The 22,652-nt window shown below is 52.9% G+C and carries 15 protein-coding genes; 5 read left to right on the top strand and 10 right to left on the bottom strand.

Annotation, left to right across the window (positions count from 1 at the left end; all coding sequences use genetic code 11):
* The first annotated feature begins 17 nt into the window (after positions 1-17).
* Positions 18-902, top strand: coding sequence for a non-homologous end-joining DNA ligase (gene ligD, locus NST84_RS04880; RefSeq protein WP_342564512.1), 885 nt, complete (start codon positions 18-20; stop codon positions 900-902).
* Between the two features lie 205 nt (positions 903-1,107).
* Here ligD and NST84_RS04875 read toward each other — a convergent pair whose 3' ends face one another.
* Positions 1,108-2,019 (bottom strand): YitT family protein, encoded by a 912-nt coding sequence (locus tag NST84_RS04875; protein ID WP_342564511.1) that lies wholly within the window; start codon positions 2,017-2,019, stop codon positions 1,108-1,110.
* A gap of 167 nt (positions 2,020-2,186) precedes the next feature.
* A complete protein-coding gene (gene cls, locus NST84_RS04870) occupies positions 2,187-3,620 on the bottom strand; it encodes a cardiolipin synthase (RefSeq protein ID WP_342564510.1) in 1,434 nt (477 codons plus the stop codon).
* Between the two features lie 244 nt (positions 3,621-3,864).
* Here cls and NST84_RS04865 point away from each other — a divergent pair, with 244 nt between their 5' ends.
* Positions 3,865-5,058, top strand: coding sequence for a M23 family metallopeptidase (locus NST84_RS04865; protein WP_342564509.1), 1,194 nt, complete (start codon positions 3,865-3,867; stop codon positions 5,056-5,058).
* A gap of 24 nt (positions 5,059-5,082) precedes the next feature.
* Positions 5,083-5,532: a polymer-forming cytoskeletal protein gene (locus tag NST84_RS04860; protein ID WP_342564508.1), complete on the top strand. Its 450-nt coding sequence runs from the start codon at positions 5,083-5,085 to the stop codon at positions 5,530-5,532.
* Between the two features lie 49 nt (positions 5,533-5,581).
* Here the strand turns inward: NST84_RS04860 and NST84_RS04855 are convergent, their stop codons facing one another.
* The 5 genes from NST84_RS04855 to NST84_RS04835 form a co-directional block, all read right to left on the bottom strand.
* On the bottom strand, positions 5,582-6,364 hold the full coding sequence (locus NST84_RS04855) for an ABC transporter permease subunit (RefSeq protein WP_342564507.1): 783 nt from the start codon (positions 6,362-6,364) through the stop codon (positions 5,582-5,584).
* Positions 6,357-7,286, bottom strand: a complete 930-nt coding sequence (locus NST84_RS04850; RefSeq protein ID WP_342564506.1) for an ABC transporter ATP-binding protein — start codon at positions 7,284-7,286, stop codon at positions 6,357-6,359. Before NST84_RS04850 ends, NST84_RS04855 begins: the two co-directional genes overlap by 8 nt.
* Positions 7,287-8,241: 955 nt before the next feature.
* Positions 8,242-12,837, bottom strand: a complete 4,596-nt coding sequence (gltB, locus tag NST84_RS04845) for a glutamate synthase large subunit (RefSeq protein WP_342566352.1) — start codon at positions 12,835-12,837, stop codon at positions 8,242-8,244.
* A 375-nt stretch (positions 12,838-13,212) separates the two neighbouring features.
* Positions 13,213-15,567 carry a YhgE/Pip domain-containing protein gene (locus NST84_RS04840; protein WP_342564505.1) on the bottom strand — a complete coding sequence of 785 codons (2,355 nt, stop codon included), beginning with the start codon at positions 15,565-15,567 and terminating at the stop codon, positions 13,213-13,215.
* A 246-nt stretch (positions 15,568-15,813) separates the two neighbouring features.
* Positions 15,814-16,404 (bottom strand): TetR/AcrR family transcriptional regulator, encoded by a 591-nt coding sequence (locus NST84_RS04835; protein WP_342564504.1) that lies wholly within the window; start codon positions 16,402-16,404, stop codon positions 15,814-15,816.
* A 303-nt stretch (positions 16,405-16,707) separates the two neighbouring features.
* On the opposite strand from NST84_RS04835, the gene NST84_RS04830 reads away from it, so the two are divergent.
* Complete coding sequence (locus tag NST84_RS04830; RefSeq protein ID WP_342564503.1) at positions 16,708-17,895, top strand: glycosyltransferase; 1,188 nt, start codon at positions 16,708-16,710, stop codon at positions 17,893-17,895.
* Positions 17,896-17,968: 73 nt separating this feature from the next.
* Here NST84_RS04830 and NST84_RS04825 read toward each other — a convergent pair whose 3' ends face one another.
* Complete coding sequence (locus NST84_RS04825) at positions 17,969-18,865, bottom strand: cell wall hydrolase (RefSeq protein WP_342564502.1); 897 nt, start codon at positions 18,863-18,865, stop codon at positions 17,969-17,971.
* An 82-nt stretch (positions 18,866-18,947) separates the two neighbouring features.
* A complete protein-coding gene (gene thpR, locus NST84_RS04820; RefSeq protein ID WP_342564501.1) occupies positions 18,948-19,553 on the bottom strand; it encodes an RNA 2',3'-cyclic phosphodiesterase in 606 nt (201 codons plus the stop codon).
* Positions 19,554-19,640: 87 nt separating this feature from the next.
* Between thpR and NST84_RS04815 the strand changes: the two genes are divergently transcribed.
* On the top strand, positions 19,641-20,600 hold the full coding sequence (locus NST84_RS04815) for a D-2-hydroxyacid dehydrogenase (RefSeq protein ID WP_342566351.1): 960 nt from the start codon (positions 19,641-19,643) through the stop codon (positions 20,598-20,600).
* Between the two features lie 130 nt (positions 20,601-20,730).
* On the opposite strand, the gene NST84_RS04810 is transcribed toward NST84_RS04815, so the two are convergent.
* Positions 20,731-22,506, bottom strand: coding sequence for a methyl-accepting chemotaxis protein (locus NST84_RS04810; RefSeq protein ID WP_342564500.1), 1,776 nt, complete (start codon positions 22,504-22,506; stop codon positions 20,731-20,733).
* Positions 22,507-22,652 lie beyond the last annotated feature (146 nt).

The following is a 22,652-nucleotide window of genomic DNA, read 5'->3' as shown; positions in this document are numbered from 1 at the left end:
ACAGGAGGTGAGTCTGTATGCCGGCAACGCTTAAAGGCACAATTACCATTGACGGCCAGGAGCTTACCGTTACGAATCCCGAGAAGCCGCTCTGGCCGGAGATGGGCATTACCAAACGGATCTATCTGCAGAAGCTGGCCGCCCTTTCACCCTACCTGCTGACCTATTGCAAAAACCGGCTGCTGACCGTGATCCGTTACCCGCACGGCGTGCCCGGAATGTCTTTTTACCAGAAAAATGCCCCGCAGCCGCGGCCCGGATTTATCAGGACTGCCGTGCAGGACGGGATCGAATATATTGTGCTGCACGGCTTGCCGGAGCTGCTATGGCTGGGGAATCTGGCTGCGCTGGAGTTCCATCCTTCTCTGCATTACGCCGGAAGCAGCCTGCCCTGTGAATGGATGATTGACCTCGATCCTTCCCTGGAGGTGGAACCGCGCATTATGGAAGCCGCGGCCCTGGTCGGCGATGTGCTCAAATCACTGGGGCTGGCCTCGGTTCCCAAAACCTCCGGGGCAACAGGCGTGCAGATTATTGTCCCGGTGCAGCAGGGCATTACTTTTGAAGAGCTGCGCAAAACCGGACATTTCATCGGGCGATATGTCACGGAGAAGCGCCCCGATCTGTTCACACTGGAGCGCCTGAAAAAGCACCGCGGCGATCGAATATACTTCGATTATCTCCAGCACTACGGCGGCAAAACACTGGCTGCCCCTTATACTCCGAGGGCCCGTCCGGGAGCTACCGTATCCACCCCGCTTCTGTGGGAGGAGGTTGCCCGCAACGTATCACCGCTTGATTTTCACCTGCTGAATATTGAAGAACGGCTGAACCGCACGGGGGATCTCATTGCCAGGGTAGCACCACAGCCTGTAGGCGAGATTGCGGCAAAGCTGCCCTAACCTATCGTGATTGCACGACAGCATACAGACAGCAATAAGCCCGCAATGCCTCTAACCGGCTGCGGGCTTATCAGGCGTCCAGCTTACGGACGGAAGGTATTATAGATGAGAATTCGGCACAGCCTGCTGCAGATACCGGATTGATTGCTCTGACTTTCGTAAATATACCTTCCTTCGGTCAGCGCACCCGTTCCCCCGGATTACGCTAGTGAATGGATTTCTTTTTGAAGCGGCCGCCTTTTACATCATGGATGTTGCCGATCGCAATAAACGCGTCAGAATCCCAGTCTTCTACAATGGATTTGAGCTTTGCTTCTTCCAGACGTGTAATGACTACAAAGATCACTTTTTTATTTTCACCGGAAAAACCGCCCTCGCCATCAAGATACGTCACCCCGCGTCCGAGACGCTCCGTCAGCGCTTCCCCGATATCACGGAACTTGTCGCTGATAATCCAGACCGATTTCGACTGGTCCAGACCCTCGAGTGTAACATCAATCATCTTAAAGGCAATGTAATAAGCAATCAGGGAAAACATGGCGTTATTCCAGCCGAACACAAAGCCCGCTCCGGAAAGAATAAAAAAGTTGAAGAACATGACTACTTCTCCGACAGAGAAGGGCAGCTTCTTCGCAACCAGAATGGCCACGATCTCCGTACCGTCAAGCGATCCGCCGTATCTTACAACAAGCCCGACCCCGACACCCAGAATAACCCCGCCGAACACGGCTGCCAGCAGCGGCTCGACTGTAATCGGATTAACAGGATGAAGCAGCTGCGTCCCGACAGACATGATAATAACAGCAAATAAAGTGGATAAGGCAAAGGTCTTGCCGATCTGCTTGTAGCCGATAATCAGGAACGGCAGGTTGAGCAGGGTCAGCAGAATGCCGAGAGGAATATGAAAAATATGGGATAGCATAATCGAAATACCGGTTATTCCGCCGTCAATCAACTCATTGGGAACCAGAAATATTTCCAGGGCCACCGCCATCATCGATGCACCCAGCACCATCATAACCACCCGTTGGGCAAACCGCAGTCTGGCGGTCTTCAAGGATGCTTTCTGCGGCTTCTTCTGATCCTCATTCGTAAAGATTTGCTGGCTCACAGTCATAGAACTCCCCCTATAAATAAGTGTCCAAAGAATAACTGAAAGCATAAGGTTTAAGATATACTTTCTTATATTTCTTCTCGTACTTATATTATATCATAAAAGACGGTCAAATAAGGGATGGAACATATTCGCGCCTTAGAAAAGTTAAGGTTTAGTCCTATTTTTGGTCATAAAAGCGGAGATAACAGCTGACAAAGACCTTGAATCAACTTGACATTTCTGCCCCGGCTCATGAATTTATCAGGATCAATATACTCGCTGTGCTTCAAATCCTTCTCAAAAGCATCCGCCAGCCGGGTAACCATATCGGGGGCCAGCAGCACCGCTGTCAGCTCAAAGTTGGAATAAAAGCTGCGCATATCCAGATTGGCACTGCCGGCCGTCGCCAGCAGCTCATCAATAATCATCACCTTGGCATGCATAAAGCCCGCTGTGTAGCGGTAAAACTTCACTCCGGCGTCCTGCAGATTCTCAAGATACGATAAGGATGCAGCATAGACCAGCTTATTATCCGGTTTGGCTGGAATAATGATCCGGACGTCCACTCCGCTCAGCACCGCATTTTTCAGTGCCCGGCAAATTGTGGGGTCCGGTATAAAATAAGGCGAGGTGATCCAGATCCGCTTTCTGGCTGCCGCGAGTGCGCCAAAAAACATCTCCTGTGATGCATCCACCGCCCCGTCCGGCCCGCTGGCCACAATCAGCACAGACTCCTCCCCGCTGCATTGATGATCCGGAAAAAACCGCGGATGGCTCAGCCATTCTCCTGCCGCCAGCTTCCAGTCCTTCAGAAATACATACTGCAGGTCATATACTGCATCTCCCTCCAGCCTTAAATGTGTATCGCGCCAGTAGCCCATCTTGGGATCTTTGCCCAGATAGTCATCTCCGACATTCATTCCGCCCGTAAACCCGACCAGTCCGTCAACCACCATAATTTTGCGGTGATTCCGGTAATTGAACCGGCGCTCCAGCAGCGACACCAGCGGCGGCAAAAAGAAATGAACCTCCACACCGGCATTTTTCAGACTCCGGATAAACCTTTTGCTGAGCGCGTGACTGCCCAGGCCATCGCATAAAAGGCGGACCTTGACCCCCTGACGGGCCTTGCGGACCATGACATCCTGAAACTGGTCACCAATCTCGTCATCACGGAAAATATAAAACTCCAGATGGATATGCTCCCGCGCACCCTCCATCGCCTCCAGCATAGCCGCATAAGCAGCCCCGGCGTTCGGCAGGACCCGGCAGCGGTTGCGTCCGGTAATCTTCATATCGGTCAGTCCGGAAAGCAGACGGAGCAGACTTCCCCGGCCGGCAAATTTAGCATTTCCGCACTCCTCTGTTTTTTTGATGATTTTGATTTTGCTGCTGACATGGGTGCGGATTTCACTGCGCCGCGCCGGAGTGCAGCGTTTGCCGATTCTGCGTCTCTGCCAGTAATCGCGCCCCAGGAAATAATATAGCGCAAGACCTGCCGGAGGGCAGCAGAAGCTGAGGAATAACCAGGCCAGCGCCCTTTGCGGACGGCGGTATTCAAGCAGCAGGATAGCTGCAGTCTGCAGCACAAAAAGAGCCAATAAGAGTGCAATGATATTCAAACCGTCACCTCCAGGGATCACACCAGGCAGGTCCGGCAGCCTCAAGCTGCTGCTCCGGACAAACTGATTCTAGTACAGGTTTTGCCGTAACTCTCCCTCTTTATTCAGGCAAACCGTTGTCATGTTCATCCAAAAGCCGGAATACATAGAGTAATAGGACAAATCGGATGAGCCCGCTGATTACAGGAATGCCGGATTCACAGCCAAGTACAAGGCGGCTGTACAGCCGCAGAGAGGAGAAGCTATGAAAACCCAGCCAAAGGATAACCGGATTACCCTGCTCGTTGTCCGCGAAGCCGGACGTCCGGTCAGACAGCTTCAGCTGTCCAGGCCGCTGGCCCTGGCTCTTCCGGCCGCTGCCGCGCTTTCTATTTCCAGTCTGGTTACTTCCATGCATATTCATTCCTCACGCTCCATCGCAGAGCTGGAGGCTGAGGCCGCCTCCCTGTCGCTGGCCAATCTCCGGATGGAGGTTAAGGTAGCCGACAAGGATCAGACGCTGCAGCAGCTCCGCAGCCAGGTAACGGAATTGTCTGAAGAAGCCGAGGTGATCAAAGACAAGCTGAAAAGCGTAAGCGAGCTTGAAGCCCAGCTGCAGTCGCTGATTGATACAGAAGAAAATGCTGATTCAGATTCGGATTCGGTTAAGGACTCCGCTTCTATTTCCGGGATCAGCACAGAGCCGGCATCAGCTAGTGCATTCGCCGCGTACACAGCTGCAGCCCCGTCCATTAGCTACAGTGCAGCCAGACTGCAGTCCAGCCCTGCTGTCTCTTCCCTGCCTGCCGTCCGCTTCCGTCTGGGGGCGATTTCAGGAGCAATCAGCAGCACGGTAACCCCTCAGGTTGGCGGTGAATATATCGCCGTCTATCAGGATGACCCTCTTGGAATGGTTCAGGAGGCGCGGGATGACTACGCAGAGATCCGCAGCCTGCTGGATGAGATGCTTACCAGCCTTTCCGCCACGATTACAGAGGCAAAAGAGGTTCAACACGCAGAAGCCCAGCTTCAGGCCAAGCAGGCCCTTGCAGAAAAGGCCCGGCTGGCGCCGGCTGTTCTCTGGCCTACCCAGTCCAAAGTCATTACCTCCAGCTTCGGCTACCGCTCTGACCCCTTTAAGGGGGTCTCCGCCTATCACTCGGGAATCGATATTGCCGGCAGCATCGGCGACCCGGTTTATGCGGCCATGGACGGTGAAGTTACCGCATCCGACCAGATGGGGGCCAGAGGCAAGTATATTATTATCAAGCATGCGAGCGGCCTGGAAACCTGGTACATGCATCTGAACAGCATGGAAGTCTCTGCCGGGGATAAGGTCAGCAAAGGCGAGCAAATCGGTACACTCGGCAATACCGGACGCAGTACAGGGCCGCATCTTCATTTTCAGGTGCTCAAGCAGAATACAGCGGTCAATCCTTTAGGTTATGTCAAACCGTAGAACATGATATGAGGAGGTTATACTATGTGGAAGAAGCGTAAGCAGGCAGCGCCGTTCCGGTCAACCGATTCGCTGATCGGCCGCGGCGGCAATCTGGAGGGCAAGGTGCAGTGTGATACAAATCTGCGGATTGAAGGAAACTTCAGCGGTGAAATCCAGTGTCAGGGTACGGTTACAATCGGTGAACAGGGAACTGCACATTCCACTATCAAAGCAAGAGAAATTATCATTGCCGGAAAAGTGTTCGGAGACGTCACCGCCGACCAGCGGCTGACCATGACCGGCACCGGCCAGCTTCACGGCAGCATTATGGCCGGCACGCTGAGCATTATGGAAGGCAGTGTGCTGAACGGCTCTATCGCTACCGCCGAACAGTCCGCCGGCCTGCTGTCAGATGTTTCCGCCGGAGCACAGGTTACAGAAAAAGCAGGCAAGCGCAGATCCAAGCAGCAGGGTAAACGCGAAGCAGGCTAAGCGGGCAGTGCCCGCTTAGCCTCACTTTTTTTTGCATCAGATGCCCCGGTTATGCGGCTACGTCCCTTTTACTGAAGACAAACCAGGAAACGGCCAGGAACAGCACATAGTAGGCAGCCAGCACTGCGACCGAGAAACCTAGACTGACCCCGCCCGGACCTGTATCGCTGAGCAAATAGCCCCTCAGGTCCATATGGGTAAAGATCAGATACTTGGCCCACTCGAAGCGTTCAGGATTAAAAATCTGGACAAAAATATTTTTGGTGAACATGATAAACAGCGACAGACCGATCGCCAGCCCGCTTGCCCGGAAGACACTGGAGACCATAAAGGCAAGAGCCGCTGTCAGGAACAGCTCAATGTAGCGGCAGAGCAAATCCATCAATGAGTATTCCGCCGGGGTCCAGGACATCAGATTGGTTACATCAGAGGTATCCTGCCCGGAGAAAATGAGTGATGACGCATATCCGAAGGCAACCAGCACAGCGGTACTGAGCAGACTGAACAGGATCATCGAGATGTATTTCGAGAGCAGAATTTTGGAGCGGCTCCACGGACGGATCAGCAGCAGCTTGATGGTTCCCCAGGAAAATTCACCAGCCACAGCATCAGAAGCAATCACCACCGTAAAGATGGTATTCAAAAAGAAGGAGATTGTAACCGTCAGCTGAAAATTATCCCACACTCCAACCGGATCAGAATTGCTTGTAAAATAGATCAGTGCCGGAAACATTGCACTCATGAGCCCCAAAATAAACAGCATCACCCATGTGCGGACCCGGCTGTAAATCTTGATGTTCTCATTATGTACGAGAGCTGTAAACTCACCCAATGCCTTCACCTCCGGTAATTTCCAGGAATTGATCTTCCAGTGAGCGGGACAACGCTCTGATACTGTACACTTTGAAGCCGGCTGCCACAAGTGCCGCATTCAGCTCGGCAATCTCTTCACGTCCGGCCTCCAGGGAGACTCCCCCGCTCTTTAACACGCCCCGGCCAAGCAAGGCCAGTGCTCCTTCAGGATCATTAACCTCAAACAGCGTCTCCGTGACCGGCAGTACAGTATCTCCTACAGCTTTGAGCTGCTTGACATCCACCAGCCGGCCGTTCTGGATAATCGCTACGCTATCGCACATTAATTCCATCTCAGACAGCAGATGACTGGAGACAAACACGGTCGTTCCTTCCTCCTGGCACAGCCGCCGCAAATAATCGCGCAGCTCCCGGATGCCCTGCGGGTCAAGCCCGTTTGTAGGCTCGTCTAGAATCAGCAGTTTGGGCCGGTGCAGCAGGGCCTGGGCTACGCCCAGCCGCTGGCGCATGCCGAGCGAGTAGGTTTTGACTTTATCGTTAATTCTCTGGCCCAGCCCGACCAGCTGCACAACCTCATCAATCCGCTGCTTCGTAACGCCGGGTACCATCCGGGCATACTGGCGCAGATTCTGGTAGCCGCTCAGGAACTTGTACATTTCGGGATTTTCGACGATTGCCCCGATATTGGCGACTGCTTCTTCAAAGTGATCCTTGATGCTTCGTCCGCAGATCAGAATATCGCCGCGGCTGATCGAGATCAGACCAACCATCATGCGGATCGTAGTCGTTTTGCCGGCCCCGTTGGGACCAAGGAACCCGAAGATCTGTCCGGGCGGAATATCCAGCGTCAGATCACTGACCAGCGTTTTGGAGCCTATTTTTTTAGTCACCCCCATCAGGCTGGCTACAGGCTTGTTCGCTGATTCTGCTGTAAGTGGCATACCTTCACTTCCTTTCGTTTGTTTATAAAATGAAATGCTCATTGAACAAAGAAATATCCTGTTTTGGGATTAGTCGTGACTCCAGAGAATATTTGGACTTCCGGCCGCTGTTGTCTGCAGATTTCTTTATTTATATCGCTGCTTGCGGTGGAAATCCGCAGACTGCCTATGCTTCCGTAGCGAGCTTTTCTGCGAAAAGCTTTCAGGCGGACGCTACCGCTCCTACAGTTCCAAAATTCCCCTCCACCACTTTTCCCTTAACTTAATTTCCAAGTTCAAGCTATATAACCATTTCATTTTATATATTTTTCATATTACCACATCCTGCCTTTTTCCTGAAAACAGGGGGAAAAGGAAGAGCTAACCAACTATTAGACGATTTAATAGGACGGTAACACTGCATATATAAAAAATTTTAAAAGAAATCCCTTAATGGCTTAACAAACTTTAATTTAACTGCCGCCTTCCAAACCTGCCTAAGTAATGGATCCTTCCCTTTATTTTTGCTCATCCTGCCTACTTTGTGGATGTTTAATGGGATTTTTCCCTTTATTACCGCTCTTCCTGCCTACTTTGTGGATGTTTAATGGGATTTTTCCCTTTATTGCCGCTCTTCCTGCCTACTTTGTGGATGTTTAATGGGATTTTTCCCTTTATTACCGCTCTTCCTGCCTACTTTGTGGATGTTTAATGGGATTTTTCCCTCTATTACCGCTCTTCCTGCCTACTTTGTGGATGTTTAATGGGACTTTTCCCTTTATTCATCCAATCATGCAGTTTGGGCTGAGCAGACAGGTCTGCTTTAATTTAGTTAATCCATTACCAGCTGTTTATCATGGATGGAGGGATAGCATCATCTATACCGGTATAAAAAAGGGCTGTATCCTCCGCCAAGCGGAAGAATACAGCCCTTTACTCTTTATTACACCAAGCTGCTTAACACAGCAGGTTTAATTTAGCCTCCGACACGCGCAAGTTCGCGCATATTGGCTTCAAAAGCAGCCATCAGGGCAGCTTCGCCGGTCAGGCCGGTCTGCTCCACCTTGCGGATCTGCTCAAGCATCCGTTTGTAGTCCTTCGGAATGACACGGATGAACTTAGGCAGGGCAGCTTCCCAGCTGTCGAGAATCCGGCCTGCAACAGCACTGCCGGTAAGCTCAGCATGGCGCGAGATCAGCTTGTGCAGCTCGGCTGCTTCGTCAGCCTCCTCAACACGCTCCAGCAGAACCATTTCCAGGTTGCAGCGTTTGATGAAGCTGTTCTCCGGATCATAGACATAGGCGATACCGCCGGACATCCCTGCCGCGAAGTTGCGGCCGGTCGCACCCAGTACGACTACGCGGCCGCCGGTCATATATTCACAGCCGTGGTCGCCCGCGCCTTCAACAACTACGTTCGCGCCGGAGTTACGCACAGCAAACCGTTCACCAGCGATACCGTTGATATACGCTTCACCGCCGGTTGCCCCGTAGAGCGCCGTATTTCCGATAATGATGTTGTCTTCTGCAGCAAAGGTAGCCTTAGGTGACGGCTTGATAATCAGCTTGCCGCCGGACAATCCTTTACCTACATAGTCATTGGAGTCGCCTTCGACCGTAATCGTAATTCCCTTCGGCACGAACGCTCCTAGACTCTGTCCGGCAGAGCCGGTGAAGTTCAGGCGGATGGTATCATCCGGCAGCCCTGCCGCTCCGTATTTACGGGTCAGCTCACTTCCCAGGATTGTACCTACGGCACGGTTGACGTTGGTAATCGGCAGCGATACCTCTACCGCCTGGCCGGATTCCAGCGCCGGAGCAGCCAGATCGAGCAGCTTCGATACATCGATTGTCTCTTCCAGGCCGTGGTTCTGGAATTTGCTGCGGAAGCGTGTGCTTCCTTCCGGCATAGCCGGAGTGTGCAGCAGACTGCTCAGATCAACGCCTTTCTTCTTCCAGTGGTCCGAAGCACGTACAGCATCAAGACAGTCAGTGCGTCCTACCATCTCTTCGATGGTGCGGAAGCCAAGCTCTGCCATGATTTCGCGCAAATCCTGGGCTACAAAGGTCATAAAGTTAACGACATGCTGCGGATCGCCGGTAAAGTTTTTACGCAGATCCGGATTCTGGGTAGCTACGCCGACCGGACAGGTATCCATCTGGCAGACGCGCATCATGATACAGCCAACCGCTACGAGCGGCGCTGTTGCGAATCCGTATTCTTCCGCTCCCAGCAGGACTGCTACCGCGAGGTCGCGTCCGCTGAGCATTTTTCCGTCGGTTTCCAGTACAACACGGTCACGCAGATTGTTCAGCATAAGCGTCTGGTGAGTCTCGGCAAGCCCGAGCTCCCACGGCAGACCGGCATGGCGGATCGAGTTCATCGGGGAAGCCCCGGTACCACCGTCATAACCGCTGATCAGGATAATGTCGGCACGGCCTTTGGCTACGCCGGCAGCAATCGTTCCGACACCCACCTCGGATACCAGCTTCACGTTGATGCTGGCCCGCGGATTGGCGTTCTTCAGATCATAAATCAGCTCTGCCAAATCCTCGATGGAATAGATGTCATGGTGCGGCGGCGGCGAGATCAGACCTACACCTGCTGTAGAACCGCGTACTTCAGCTACCCAAGGGTATACCTTACGTCCCGGAAGTTGTCCGCCTTCACCCGGCTTCGCTCCCTGTGCCATCTTGATCTGAATTTCATCAGCGTTCACCAGGTAGTTCGAGGTAACACCGAAGCGTCCCGATGCCACCTGCTTGATCGCACTGCGGCGGGAATCGCCGTTAGCGTCAGGGATAAAGCGGGCCGGGTCTTCCCCGCCCTCGCCGGTGTTGCTCTTGCCGCCGATGCGGTTCATTGCGATAGCCAGTGTCTCGTGAGCTTCCTTACTGATGGAACCAAACGACATGGCACCGGTCTTAAAGCGTTTCATAATCGATTCCGCCGGCTCAACTTCATCCAGTGGAACCGGCTGGTTCACGGATTTGAATTCCAGCATGGAGCGGATCGTCTGGTGCTTCTTGGTCTCACCCTGAACGAGTGCCGCATATTTCTTGTACAGGCTGTAGTCCCCGCTCCGCACGGAATGCTGAAGCAGATGGATGGTCTGCGGATTAAACAGATGATCTTCCCCGTCACTGCGCCACTGGTAATCACCGCCGGAGTCAAGCACCTTGTCATTGCCGTCCTTCTCGGTGAAGGCACGGTTATGATGAGAAAGTGCTTCAGCCGCCACTTCTTCAAGGCCGATCCCGCCGATACGGGAAGGCGTCCAGGTAAAGTAACGGTCCACGAATTCTGTGCTCAAACCGACAGCTTCAAAAATCTGTGCGCCGCGGTAGGACTGGATTGTGGAAATGCCCATTTTGGATAATATCTTAACTACGCTCTTCGTTGCAGCCTTGATATAGTTCTTAACAGCCTTCTCATGCGAGATGCCGCGCAGCAGACCCTGGCCGATCATGTCGTCCAGACTCTCAAAAGCAAGATAAGGGTTAACAGCGCTCACACCGTAACCGAGCAGCAGCGCGTAGTGATGCACTTCACGCGGCTCGCCGGACTCCAGCAGGATGCTGACCTTGGTCCGTGATCCGGAGCGGATCAGATGGTGATGCAGGCTGGATACAGCCAGCAGCGCCGGAATAGCCGCATTCTCACGGTCTACGCCGCGGTCAGACAGGATAAGGATATTGTGGCCCTTGGCCATTACACGGTCAGCCGCCTCATTCATGCGCTCAAGGGCGATGCGCATACCTTCGGCCCCAAGCTCAGCCGGGAACAGGATCGGAATCGACATCGACTTGAAGCCGGCACGGCGGACGTGGCGGATCTTGGCGAAATCCTCATTGGAGAGGATCGGCGAATCCAGGGAAATCTGCCGGCAGCTCTCCGGCTCAGGCTTCAGCAGGTTGCGTTCCGGACCGATTGTAGTCGCGGTGGAAGTAACCAGCTCCTCACGGATGGCATCGATCGGCGGATTGGTTACCTGCGCGAACATTTGTTTAAAGTAGTTGTATAGACGCTGCGGACGGTCCGAAAGCACGGCCAGCGGGGCATCATAGCCCATCGAGCCGACCGCTTCGGCGCCGGTGGAAGCCATAGGCTCCAGCACCTTGCGCAGGTCTTCAAAGGTATAGCCGAACGACTGCTGCAGCTGCTGCACATTGTCATGCTTAGGATTCGGAAGCTCAGGCGCTTCAGGAAGCTGATCAAGACCGATCAGATGCTCATCCAGCCATTGCCGGTAAGGCTCTTCAGAAGCGATTTGGGCTTTAACCTCCTCGTCGGAGATAATCCGTCCCTGCTTCGTATCAACCAGCAGCATGCGTCCCGGTTTCAGCCGGTCTTTGTATAGTACATCCTCTGCCGGAATATCAAGCACTCCCGCTTCCGAGGAGAGAATAATCATATCGTCTTTGGTTACATAATAACGCGCCGGACGCAGACCGTTACGGTCAAGCATCGCACCGATTTGCACACCGTCGGTAAAGCCCATTGCGGCAGGTCCGTCCCACGGCTCCATCAGGGTGCTGTGGTATTCATAGAACGCCTTCTTATCGTCGCTCATAGTCTCATGGTTGCTCCAAGGCTCAGGTACCATCATCATGGCCACATGCGGCAGCGAGCGTCCGCTGAGATAAAGGAATTCAAAAGTGTTATCGAACATAGCAGTATCGGAACCATCCGGATTCACAATCGGCTTGATCTTGCCCAGGGATTCCCCGAACATTTCACTCTTGAACAAGGACTGGCGGGCATGCATCCAGTTCACATTCCCCCGCAGCGTGTTGATCTCACCATTGTGGATCATGAAGCGGTACGGGTGGGCACGTTCCCAGCTCGGGAACGTATTGGTGCTGAAACGGGAGTGGACGAGGGCGATTGCCGACTCCAGCTCTTCATTCTGCAGATCGAGGTAGAACTGGCCGACCTGCTCAGTTGTCAGCATGCCTTTGTATACGATCTTGCGGCAGGACATGCTTGGCATATAAAAGGATTCAGCCTCTTCAACACCGCCGTAGCGGATAGCGAGCTCTGCACGCTTGCGGATTACAAACAGCTTGCGCTCAAAGGCCAGCTCATCAGCAAGGCCTGCCGAACGGCCGATAAACACCTGGCGTACATAAGGCTTGGCAGCCTTAGCGGTTTTGCCCAGCATTTCATCATAGGTGGGAACATCACGGTATCCCAGCACCACCTGGCCTTCTTCAGCAATAATTTCGCTGAGCAGAGCTTCATGACCGGCGCGGATCTCCTCGTTATGAGACAAAAAGATCATACCCACGCCATATTGGCCCTGATCCGGCAGCTCAAAGCCAAGCTTACTGGCTTCACCGGCAAAGAAACGGTGCGGAATTTGCAGCATAATGCCGGCTCCGTCACCGGAGTTCGGCTCGCTTCCCTGTCCACCGCGATGCTCCATATTAAAGAGCATAGTCAAAGCGTTGCTTACGATATCATGGGAAGGTTTACCTTTAATATGGGCAACAAAGCCCATGCCGCATGCATCTTTTTCGAACTGGGGATCATAAAGACCTTGTTTGTTGGGCAGTTCAGTGTGTCTCATCATACGCAACCTTTCTATTCTAAAGTTGTACCTAATTCTCAGGAAAATGTTACAAGGAAATTCTTAATAATTATTCAATCCAGATTGGTTATATAAGTTTATCATCGACCTTACATCAGTGCAATTTAAAGTTTTTTATGAGTTTGATTAACATTTGTTTTTACGGTACAGCTTTACTGAGCAAAAGTGTAAAAAAACTTTATAGTGCATAATTATGCATTTTGAATGAATAAGCCCTTATACATTGAAACCGCTTCAACCGGTTTTTATTTTCACTTTCCACCCTTTTTTTTAGACTTTCCCGCATATGAAAATGCAAAGGACGCCCCTGCAGGGGCGTCCTTTGCTGCGTTTGGTACATTTCCGGCAAACTCGTTATACAGTCAACACTTGTTCACTTTTTACAGTAATTTCATTCTCCTGGCTGCGGGTCATGAAGTAAGTGAAGGTCAGGGCCAGGAATACTATCCCATAAATGGCCAATACTCCCGCATCGCTCCACATTACATCGTAATTACCGGTGGAAATTGCTGCCTTAAATCCGCGGACGCTGTAAGTCATCGGAAGCAGCGGGTTGAAGAACTTCATCCAGCCGGGAATCAGCTCCAGCGGGAAGGTGCCTGCACTGGTTGTCAGCTGGAAGATCAGGATCACGATGACAACAAACCGTCCAGGCTGATCCAGCCAGGTTACAATCGCCTGGATCATCCACATGAACGAAATGCTGGTTATGAAGGTAAACGCGTAGAACAAGGCTACGTTCTGTACCTCAAGGCCAAGGCCGTACAGTACAATAACTGCTGCCATCAGCGACTGGAGCACACTCATCATCGAGAAGGTCAGCGTACGGCTGATGAAACGGTTGAACCGGCTGGCACCCGGAACTTCGGAGCTGCTCATTGGAATGACCAGCGTGCAGATCAGCGCGCCTACAAACAATCCGAGCGACAGGAAGTAAGGAGCAAAGCCTGTGCCGTAATTCGGTACTGCACTGACCTTCACTTCTTCAATCTGTACAGGCTGTGCGAACATGGACACCAGCGCATCCGTCTTGTTCACGGTGCTGGTCTGGGAAGCTGCGTCTCCAAGCTTCGAAGCAAGCTCGCCGGAGCCGGACTTCAGCTCGTCGAGGCCGTCCTTCAGCTGGCCTGCACCGTCGCTGAGCTTCTTCGAGCCGTCCGCCACCGAGCTAAGGCCGCTGCTCAGCTGGCCTGCGCCTGCCAGCAGCTTAGAGGTGCCCGCCTCCAGCGCTTTGCCGCCGTCAGCCAGCTTCGCTCCGCCTGCGGCTGCTTCGTCCAGCTTCGCGCCGAACTGCTGCATCCCGGCCGACAGCGTGCCGCCGCCGGTTTCCAGCTTCGCTGCGCCGGCCAGGAGCTGCTGCTGCCCGGCCAGCAGCTGCGTGCTGCCTGCATTGAGCTGCTGCGCACCTTCATGCAGCTGCGTAACCCCCGCGTCCAGCTGCTGCGTTCCCGCCTGCAGCTGGTTCGCGCCCTGCACCAGCTGGCCGTGGCCGCTGTGCAGCGAGGTCGCGCCAGCCAGCAGCTGCTGCTGGCTCTGATCGAGCTGCGCTGTGCCCTCGGCTACAGCAGCGCTTGCGGCCAGCAGCTTCTGCACATCTGCGCTTGCAGCAAGCTGCGGGTTCGACTTGGCCAGCTGCTGCAGGCCGTCTGATACTGCTTTGGCAGCGGCGCTAACCTTCGCGCTGCCTTCCTTGGAAGCCTGCAGGCCGGCTTCCAGCTTCGCACTGCCTTCATTCGCGTCCGTCAGTCCGGCCGCCAGCTTACTGCTGCCGTCCACAACAGATTGTGTGCCGGCCGCAAGCTTCGCTGTTCCGTCTACTGCCGACTGTGTACCGGCCTGCAGAGCCTTCGCTCCGGCTTCAGTCTTCTTCAGGCCTGCGCTAAGCTGCTTGCTGCCGTCCGCAGTCTGCGTTACGCCGGCCTGCAGCTTCTTATGTGCGGCGGACAATTGCTCAAGTCCGCCTGCCAGGGCGCTGCTGCCGCTCTCCAGCGCTGCGGCACCGGTATTAAGGGCGGTTACGCCTTCGGTCAGCGGAGCTACACCCTCTACCAGCTTGCCGGTGCCCTCAGTCAGCACAAGCAGATTATCCTTCAGCTTGAGCGCACCGTCATCCAGCTTGGCCGCGCCGTCAGCAATTTGCGTAGCTCCGTCACCGGCATCGCCGAGCCCGTCAGCGATATCCGTAATCTTATCGAATACAGAAGTCGTATAGGCTTCTGTGATTTTGGCAGAGACTTTAGTCTTGATATCCTTTACGGCAGTTCCGCCGATCTGACCGGCCAGGAAGTTATAGCCTTCATTAGGCTCATAAATGATTTTGGCCGGCTGCGGATCAGCCTCCAGCAGCGTCGTTGCGCTGGCAGAGAAGTCCTCCGGAACGATAATCGCCATGTAATACGTATCATCGTCCAGCCCGGCCTCAGCCTCGGCCCGGGTTACGAAATTCCACTTGAACCCGTCGGTTTTTTTGAGCTCCTCCACCAGATCACTGCCGGCGGTAAGCTGGGAGCCCTCGTATTCAGCGCCTTTATCCTCATTAACTACGGCAACAGGCAGCTCATTCATTTTACCGTACGGGTCCCAGAATGCCTTGAGGAACAATCCGCTATACAGTACGGGAATGAACAGGACGACGAACATGGGAATCAGCACCTTGGGATTTTTCAGCGCCGCGCCCAGGTCCTTAAAAAAGACGGATAAAGATTTCATTCTGGTTCTCTCCTTATAATCATATGCTCTTTTTATAATGCTATAATTCTCTCTATCTCCGGGTACTGCTGAATTGCTAGCCTGATGAAAGTTGCAGTAACACCAGATGACCATTTTCCCCATTCGGTCAATCGAGAGCAAAAAAAATTAACTTCACCTGATGCTACAAACGCTCAAGATGTTACGAATGCTCACGATGCAGCACCGCCTTCAGGGAAAGCGGACAGCCTGTGCGCCATTCCCTCATCAGCAGTTCAATGCTTGCTCAGCCAGGCCATCTGCCAAAAACAAATGAAAATAATCCTTGATCTGCTCCTTGCTCAAAGGTACATGCACCTTATTAAGCTCAGCAGTCAGCACGATGTACAGCCTGAACATTACTATAGATACGATCTTGGAGTCGCACGGCTTGATCTCTCCATGCTTTATGGCCTGTTCCACCTCCCGTTCCAGATATTCCAGCACTACGCTCTCAAGCTTGTCGAGCCCGTCACCGGCCTGCGGCGTTCCGAAATCGCGACTTTCCTGGGAAAGCTTGATAAACAGCTCGTGTTCGCTACGAAATTCAAGCAGTGCATCCAGTACCCTGTGCAGGTTATCAAAAAACGGCTTATCCCGTCTGATCTCCCGCTCGGCGATATGCTTCATCTCGCTAATGACATCACGCAGAATCTCATCAAACAGCTGCTCCTTGTTCGTAAAAAAGGTATATATCGTACCTTTCCCGACATTGGCAATCTTTGCGACCTGATCCATTGTCGTTGCCTTATAGCCGAATAATGAAAAACATTTCGTTGCGGCCTGAAGCACCAGCTGCCTTCGATCTACCACAGCCACCTGTTATCCACTCCCTTTCCAGTAAAAATCGCTGCCACCTCGACTTGACCATTTTACTAATCCGGTCATTCGGTCAAGATCCACTTTATCACTTTCGCTTATAGTTGGCAATACCCTGCCCGCTTCTTTATTTTTATTTTTTGCAGTGTTTTAACTTTCCATTTACGTCTTATTTGTATAATGTGAGAAAAGAAGCTAATTCCCTTGTATAATGTAAGAGGAACTTTTACCCGAGGTATCTCGTATTCGATCTAAGAAGAGAACCCGCAATTCTACCCATGAAGGAAAGTAGCAGGTGAACTTATGCGAAAGAAAAGAGTACTGCTGTTTTCGGAAGGCTTCGGCACGGGCCATACAGGGGCAGCCTATGCTCTGGCCGAAGGAATCAGACTGCTTAACCCGGACGTTCAATGCCGGGTCATTGAGCTGGGCAAATTCCTGAATCCTACGGTTGCGCCTTGGATTCTTTCTGCTTACCGCAAGACAGTCAGCAGCCAGCCCAGACTGGTCGGCATGATGTATAAAACCCAATATCATAAATCATTGAATCGGCTGACCCGGGCAGCACTGCACCGGGTTTTTTATACTCATGCCAAAAAGGTGGTGCAGCAGCTCAAGCCCGATCTGATCATCTGCTCCCACCCGATTCCTGCCGCCGTCATCTCCAGGCTGAAGCAGCAGGGGCTCAATATCCCGCTTTACACTCTGATTACAGATTATGATGCGCACGGCAGCTGGGTGAATCCCGAGGCTGACCGTTATCTGGTCTCCACCTTACGGGTCAAATCGATCCTTACCGGACGCGGAGTTCCGCCTGAGCTGGTCACAGTCACCGGTATACCGGTACATCCCAAGTTCTGGGAGCGTTCTAACAAAACGCTTCTGCGGAAGGAGCTCGGGCTCGCCGATATTCCGACAGTACTGATTATGGGCGGAGGCTGGGGGCTGATGTTCGGGGGCGATGTCATGGATTCGCTCACTGCAAGAATGGATCAGATTCAACTGATCTTCTGCATGGGCAGTAATGATAAGCTTGTTGCCAAAATGCGCTCCACCCCCCTGCTGAATCATCCCAATGTGAAAATTCTGGGCTACAGCAGTGAAATTAACAAGCTGATGGATGCTGCTGACCTGCTGATAACGAAACCGGGCGGGATGACTTGTACTGAAGGCCAGGCCAAAGGAATCCCGATGCTGTTCTACAATGCCATTCCCGGCCAGGAGGAGAAGAACTGCCAGTATTTCGTGGAGCTCGGCCTTGCCGAGGTGCTTGATTCACAGGTAGTGGACAAATGGTTCTCCCTCCTGCTGCGGGAATATGCGGGGATCGAGGAGCAGCGCAGACGCCGGCTTGCCCTGGAGCGCCAGCAGCCGCACAACTGCGCTTCCACTGTACTGCAGCTGCTGGGCAAGACCGCGGACGGTGCAGCTGAGCTGCGGAGCGCCCGGGCCCAGGCCCGGACAGAAGAGGCTGTTTATGTTACACCCTGAACATTCAAAAAACCTCCAATCCTGCTAATGCAGAGTTGGAGGTTTTTTGGTTGTCTGCAGTTTGCCGGGGCCTTTATTTATAAAAGGTATGATTGCCGATGGTCTTGGCATAGGTACGGGAATGATGAACAGTCAGATCCTGGGCCAGCTGCAGCGACAGGAAAAAGTACGTATCGTCCGTAACCTCCTTCACTCCGGAAAGAGCGGCATTGACCGCTTTGATGCTGTCCTCGTTCGGTGTGACACGTTTAAGACGCCCGTTTGCTACGGGGCTGAACTGGCTTTTCTGATAAATGACCTCATATATAGTGTCGGGATAATTGGCTGACCGTAGCCGGTTCAGAACAACGTTGGCGACTGCCACCTTGCCCTGGTACGGTTCACCCTCCGCTTCTGCCATTACAATCTTCTGCAGCAGTAGCAGGTCTTCTTCGGATACGGCGTAGCTCCAGGTTGCTTCCGCTTGCTGTTCCTGGCTTAGTAGCTTTGTCCGGGAGAAGAACAATTTAAGGGGGGGATTGTGCTGAGATGCCGTGCTCACTTTGTTTACGGTCTGACTCCCCTTGGCTGCCGCCTGCTTAAGTGCTGTCTGCACTGCCGGCGGGGCCTTCATCAGAGTAGCTTTGGGCTGAACGGGCTGTTTTACGGCTGCCTTCGCAAGCTTCAGCTTGTCAGGACCGAACCATTCCGCCTTATGCTTGTCCTGCCAGTAATGGCTGAGACCAGCTGCCGATGTATAAAAAACAGGGGTATTTATAACGGTCCTGCTTATCCTATATGCGGTAGCCGATTGCTGCTGATCTGTTAATGCTGCGGCTGCGGCATGGCCTGCTCCGCCTATTGAATCCAGTTGCTGTGTATTCTGTCCTTCTGTAATCACGCCGGGGCTAAACAGGCTTATCGCTGAGAAACACACTAGAATTACGCCAACCAGCAGCGCGATACAGCGGTTTTGTTTAAAAATCTCCATCACTTACCTCCTAGTTTACGGCACATTCCTATTGTATGTAACCGAAAATGGAAGCTTTGAAAACTTTCTTGTCGATTTTAGCTTAGAAAAATGTCATTTTTCCGATCATTTCATACATAGGAATGGCATGCATTCTAGTAGCATACACCACAAAAGCCTCTACCGTCCAGTCTTTTACCGAACAATTGTTCTCTATATTATCTCTCCGGCTTCGCAAATCCCTGAGCAGTCCGGCGCTGAAAGCGCGCTCATCCCGGTATTTCCGGGCAATGGTCAGATGAGGGGAATAGGTTCTTTTTTCCTCTTTGAACCCGAGCGGGGAAGTCGCAGAAACGATTTTTTGCTGCAGCTTCTGCAGCTGCTCTGTTTCACCTGAAATCCCTGCCCACAGCACCCTTGGCGACTCCTGAGCACCAAAGGTTCCGAAGTCCCCGAGACGCAGCTTGAAGGGTTTCTGTCCGGCAGAAATTTCCTCAAGGGCAGCCAGCAGTCCGGGAATTTCGGCAGCCGGGGTGTCACCCAGAAACTGGAGGGTAATATGATAATCATCAGGATATGTCCATTTGGCGAACTTCAGCCTGGCGGACAAGGCTGCGGCTTCCTGTCCCAGCAGTTCAGCCTGCTCCTCAGGCAGCTTTACGGCTATAAAGAGACGTTCAGTATCACGGCCAGTCAAGCGGTTTTCCATATGAATTTCACCTTTCGGGGCAGATTTGTTATCCTTATTGTATACAGGATAGCCCATTTTACGAAAATTGCATAACGGGAGGGAACCATCATCACTAAATCCATCGTTTGTTTACAGCCGCTTACTTCACAGCAGCAGGAGACCATTCTCGCTGCCGCTCCGGGTTATACCCTTACACTCGGAAATGCCAAAAGTCCGGATCTCGATCAGCTTGCCCGTGCGGAAATTGTAATCGGCTGGGGCAAAGGCATAGCAGATACGCTGCTGCAGCCGGATTCGCCGCTCCGCTGGGTTCAGACCTGGTCTGCCGGCGTGGAGAAGCTGCCCTTAAAGCGGCTGGAAGAGCGCGGCATCCTTCTGACGAATGCCAGCGGGGTCCATGCCGAGCCGATCACAGCCGTTATTATCGGGTTCATGCTGATGTTTACCCGCAATTTGCACACCGCGCTGCGCAATCAGCTGGAACGTAAATGGCATTCTGACGGTAAAGAAAGCGAGCTGACCGGTAAAACCGTTGTAATTGCCGGTACGGGCTCCATCGGCAGCGAAACGGCCCGTATCGCCAAGGCCTTCCGGATGAATACAGTCGGAGTCAGCCGTTCCGGTAAAGCCGTTGACGGATTTGATAAGGTCTATACCGCTGACCGGCTGCAGGAAGCAGCAGGAGCAGCTGACTTTCTGGTCAACACGCTGCCCCTTACCGATGAGACGCAGGGGCTCTTTAATGCAGATTTGTTCAATGCCTGCCCGCAAGGAGCTTATTATATTAATATCGGACGCGGGGCAACCACGGATACGGAAGCTCTTATGTCTGCGCTGAACAGCGGACAGCTCGCCGGAGCCGGCCTGGATGTATTTGACCCTGAGCCGCTGCCTGCGGATCATCCTCTGTGGGGCATGGAGCAGGTCATTATCACTCCGCACTGCGCCGGTACAACAGACCGTTATGCCGACCGGATTACCGGGCTCTTTACGGAGAATGTACAAGCTTATCTTAAGGACGGCAAGCCTTCCCGCAATCTGGTGGACTACAGCCGCCAATATTAATACCGTTTAGACTTTCAGCCGGATTTCCGCTGGCCGGCTTCCTATTGAATACAGCCTCAAAAAAGGGGATTCCCGCAGCCATTATTACCTGGCCGGGAATCCCCCTTTCATTATCTGCCGCTGGTCATCGTTATATCCGGAACCGCGTAACGGATTCCTCCAGTTCAACCAGGCGGCTGCGCAGCTCGCCGATGCCGGCCGCTACTTCACTGGTTGCCTGCACCTGCTCATTGGCCGAGGCTGACGTCTCCTCGACCCCTGCTGCCGACTGCTGGGCGAGTGCCGAGATGTGCTGGCTGAATTCATTCATAGTCTCACTGGCGCCGGCCATTCTCTGGATATCGCCGCCCATATCTTCAATCGTGCCGGCCATCACAACCACTGACTGGTTGATTTCAGCCAGGGCACTGCCGGTCTCCAGAATCTGCCGTCCGCCTTCCTCGGTCTTCAGAACACCTTCCCGCAGCTGCTCAACCATTTCTCTGGAATCCGTCTGAATCCCCTGCGTGATGCCGGTAATTTCGGATACGGTCTGCTGTACATCCTCCGAGAGCTTACGCACCTCCTGGGCCACAACCGCAAAGCCGCGGCCGCTGTCTCCGGCTCTGGCCGCTTCAATCGCCGCGTTGATCGCCAGCAGATGGGTCTGTTCCGAAATATTGCGGATCGAGCCGACCAGCCGGAAGATCCCTTCGTTCTTCCGGTTCAGCTCCTCTACCGTATCCATTGACTGGGATACGACCTCGGCGATCTGTTCCATCTGCGCCACCGAGCTTTCCATCAGCGCTCTGCCCCGCTCACCCCGGGTCCGCACCTGACCGGAATGCTGCATCAGCTCGTTTCCTTTTCCGGCAAAGTCACTGATCAGCCTGTTCAGGTCTTCCACCGCCTTGGAAGCCTCTACCGCTGATTCCGCCTGGCTGCCGGCCGCATTGGCCAGTTCCTCCATCGTAACAGCAATCTGGCTGCTCCCCTCCTTGGTTCCTGACACCGTGCGCACCAGCTCTTCGCCCTGCTCGGCGATGACTCCCGAAACATTACGGATCTGTCCGACGATTGTAAGCAGCGTCCGGTTCGTGTCATTAACCGTTTTGGCCAGCCGTCCGATTTCATCCTCGTTCCGGATTAAAGTGTCCTCTGAGGTCAGATCGCCTTCCGCGATCCGCTGCAGGTGGGCAGTTACCGTTTTGATCGGTCTGATGATGGTCTTGCGGATGACCATATTAATCAGGCCTATTCCTGCCAGGACAAGCACAATGATTAAGCTATTGACAATAATCGAGGTGTGAAAGGTTTCCTCTGAATGCCGGCCTTCCTGCTCGGCATCCTCCTGGCTGTATTTTACCAGCGCCTCCAGATCAATCTGCATGGCATTAAAGGCTTCGATTCCTTTTTTGGAGACCTCCAGCGCCAGCTCCTCATTCCCTTCGTTGCTGAGCTTAATGGCCTGATTGTTGATCGTCATATATTCTTCCCATTTGTCACTAAGGCCTGACAGCTGCTCCGATCCTTCTTCACCGGCCAGCGACGCTCTGTACAGCTTCATCACATCGGCGACTTTACGGATAACCTGATTTCTTTGCTCTTCCAGCTTCGCCTTTTCTGCACTGTCTGTATTGAGAATGTGCTGCATGCTGAGCGCCATAACATGCTCTGTATAGTAGTTGATATCATGTATCTGATTCAGCGCCGGTATCGAATTTTCGATGATATTTCCGGTGTTTTTCTGCATATTATACATTTGATAGAGAGAGATCCCTCCGATCAGCAGTACCAGTACTGCTAAGGCTGCGTAGCCTGAGGCCACTTTAGCCCCGACACTTTTTTTTCTTGCCCCCATGACCTTTTGTAAAGTACCTTTTGTCTGCTTTAAAACGGAGTCCATGCGCTTCCGCTCTTTTCCCACAAATATGCCTCCTCTGATCTCAGAAACTTTCCACGCAATTCCAACCGGTTGCTTTCATTTTCACAAACGGGCAAAACGATACATTACTCTCTATATTTCGGCAGGAATTAAAGATATTTTTAGATAATGTCATGTATTCCAAGAGG

This window comes from Paenibacillus sp. FSL R7-0345 (assembly GCF_038595055.1).
Taxonomy (GTDB): Bacteria; Bacillota; Bacilli; order Paenibacillales; family Paenibacillaceae; genus Paenibacillus_AQ.
This window is presented reverse-complemented; position numbering and strand designations above follow the sequence as displayed.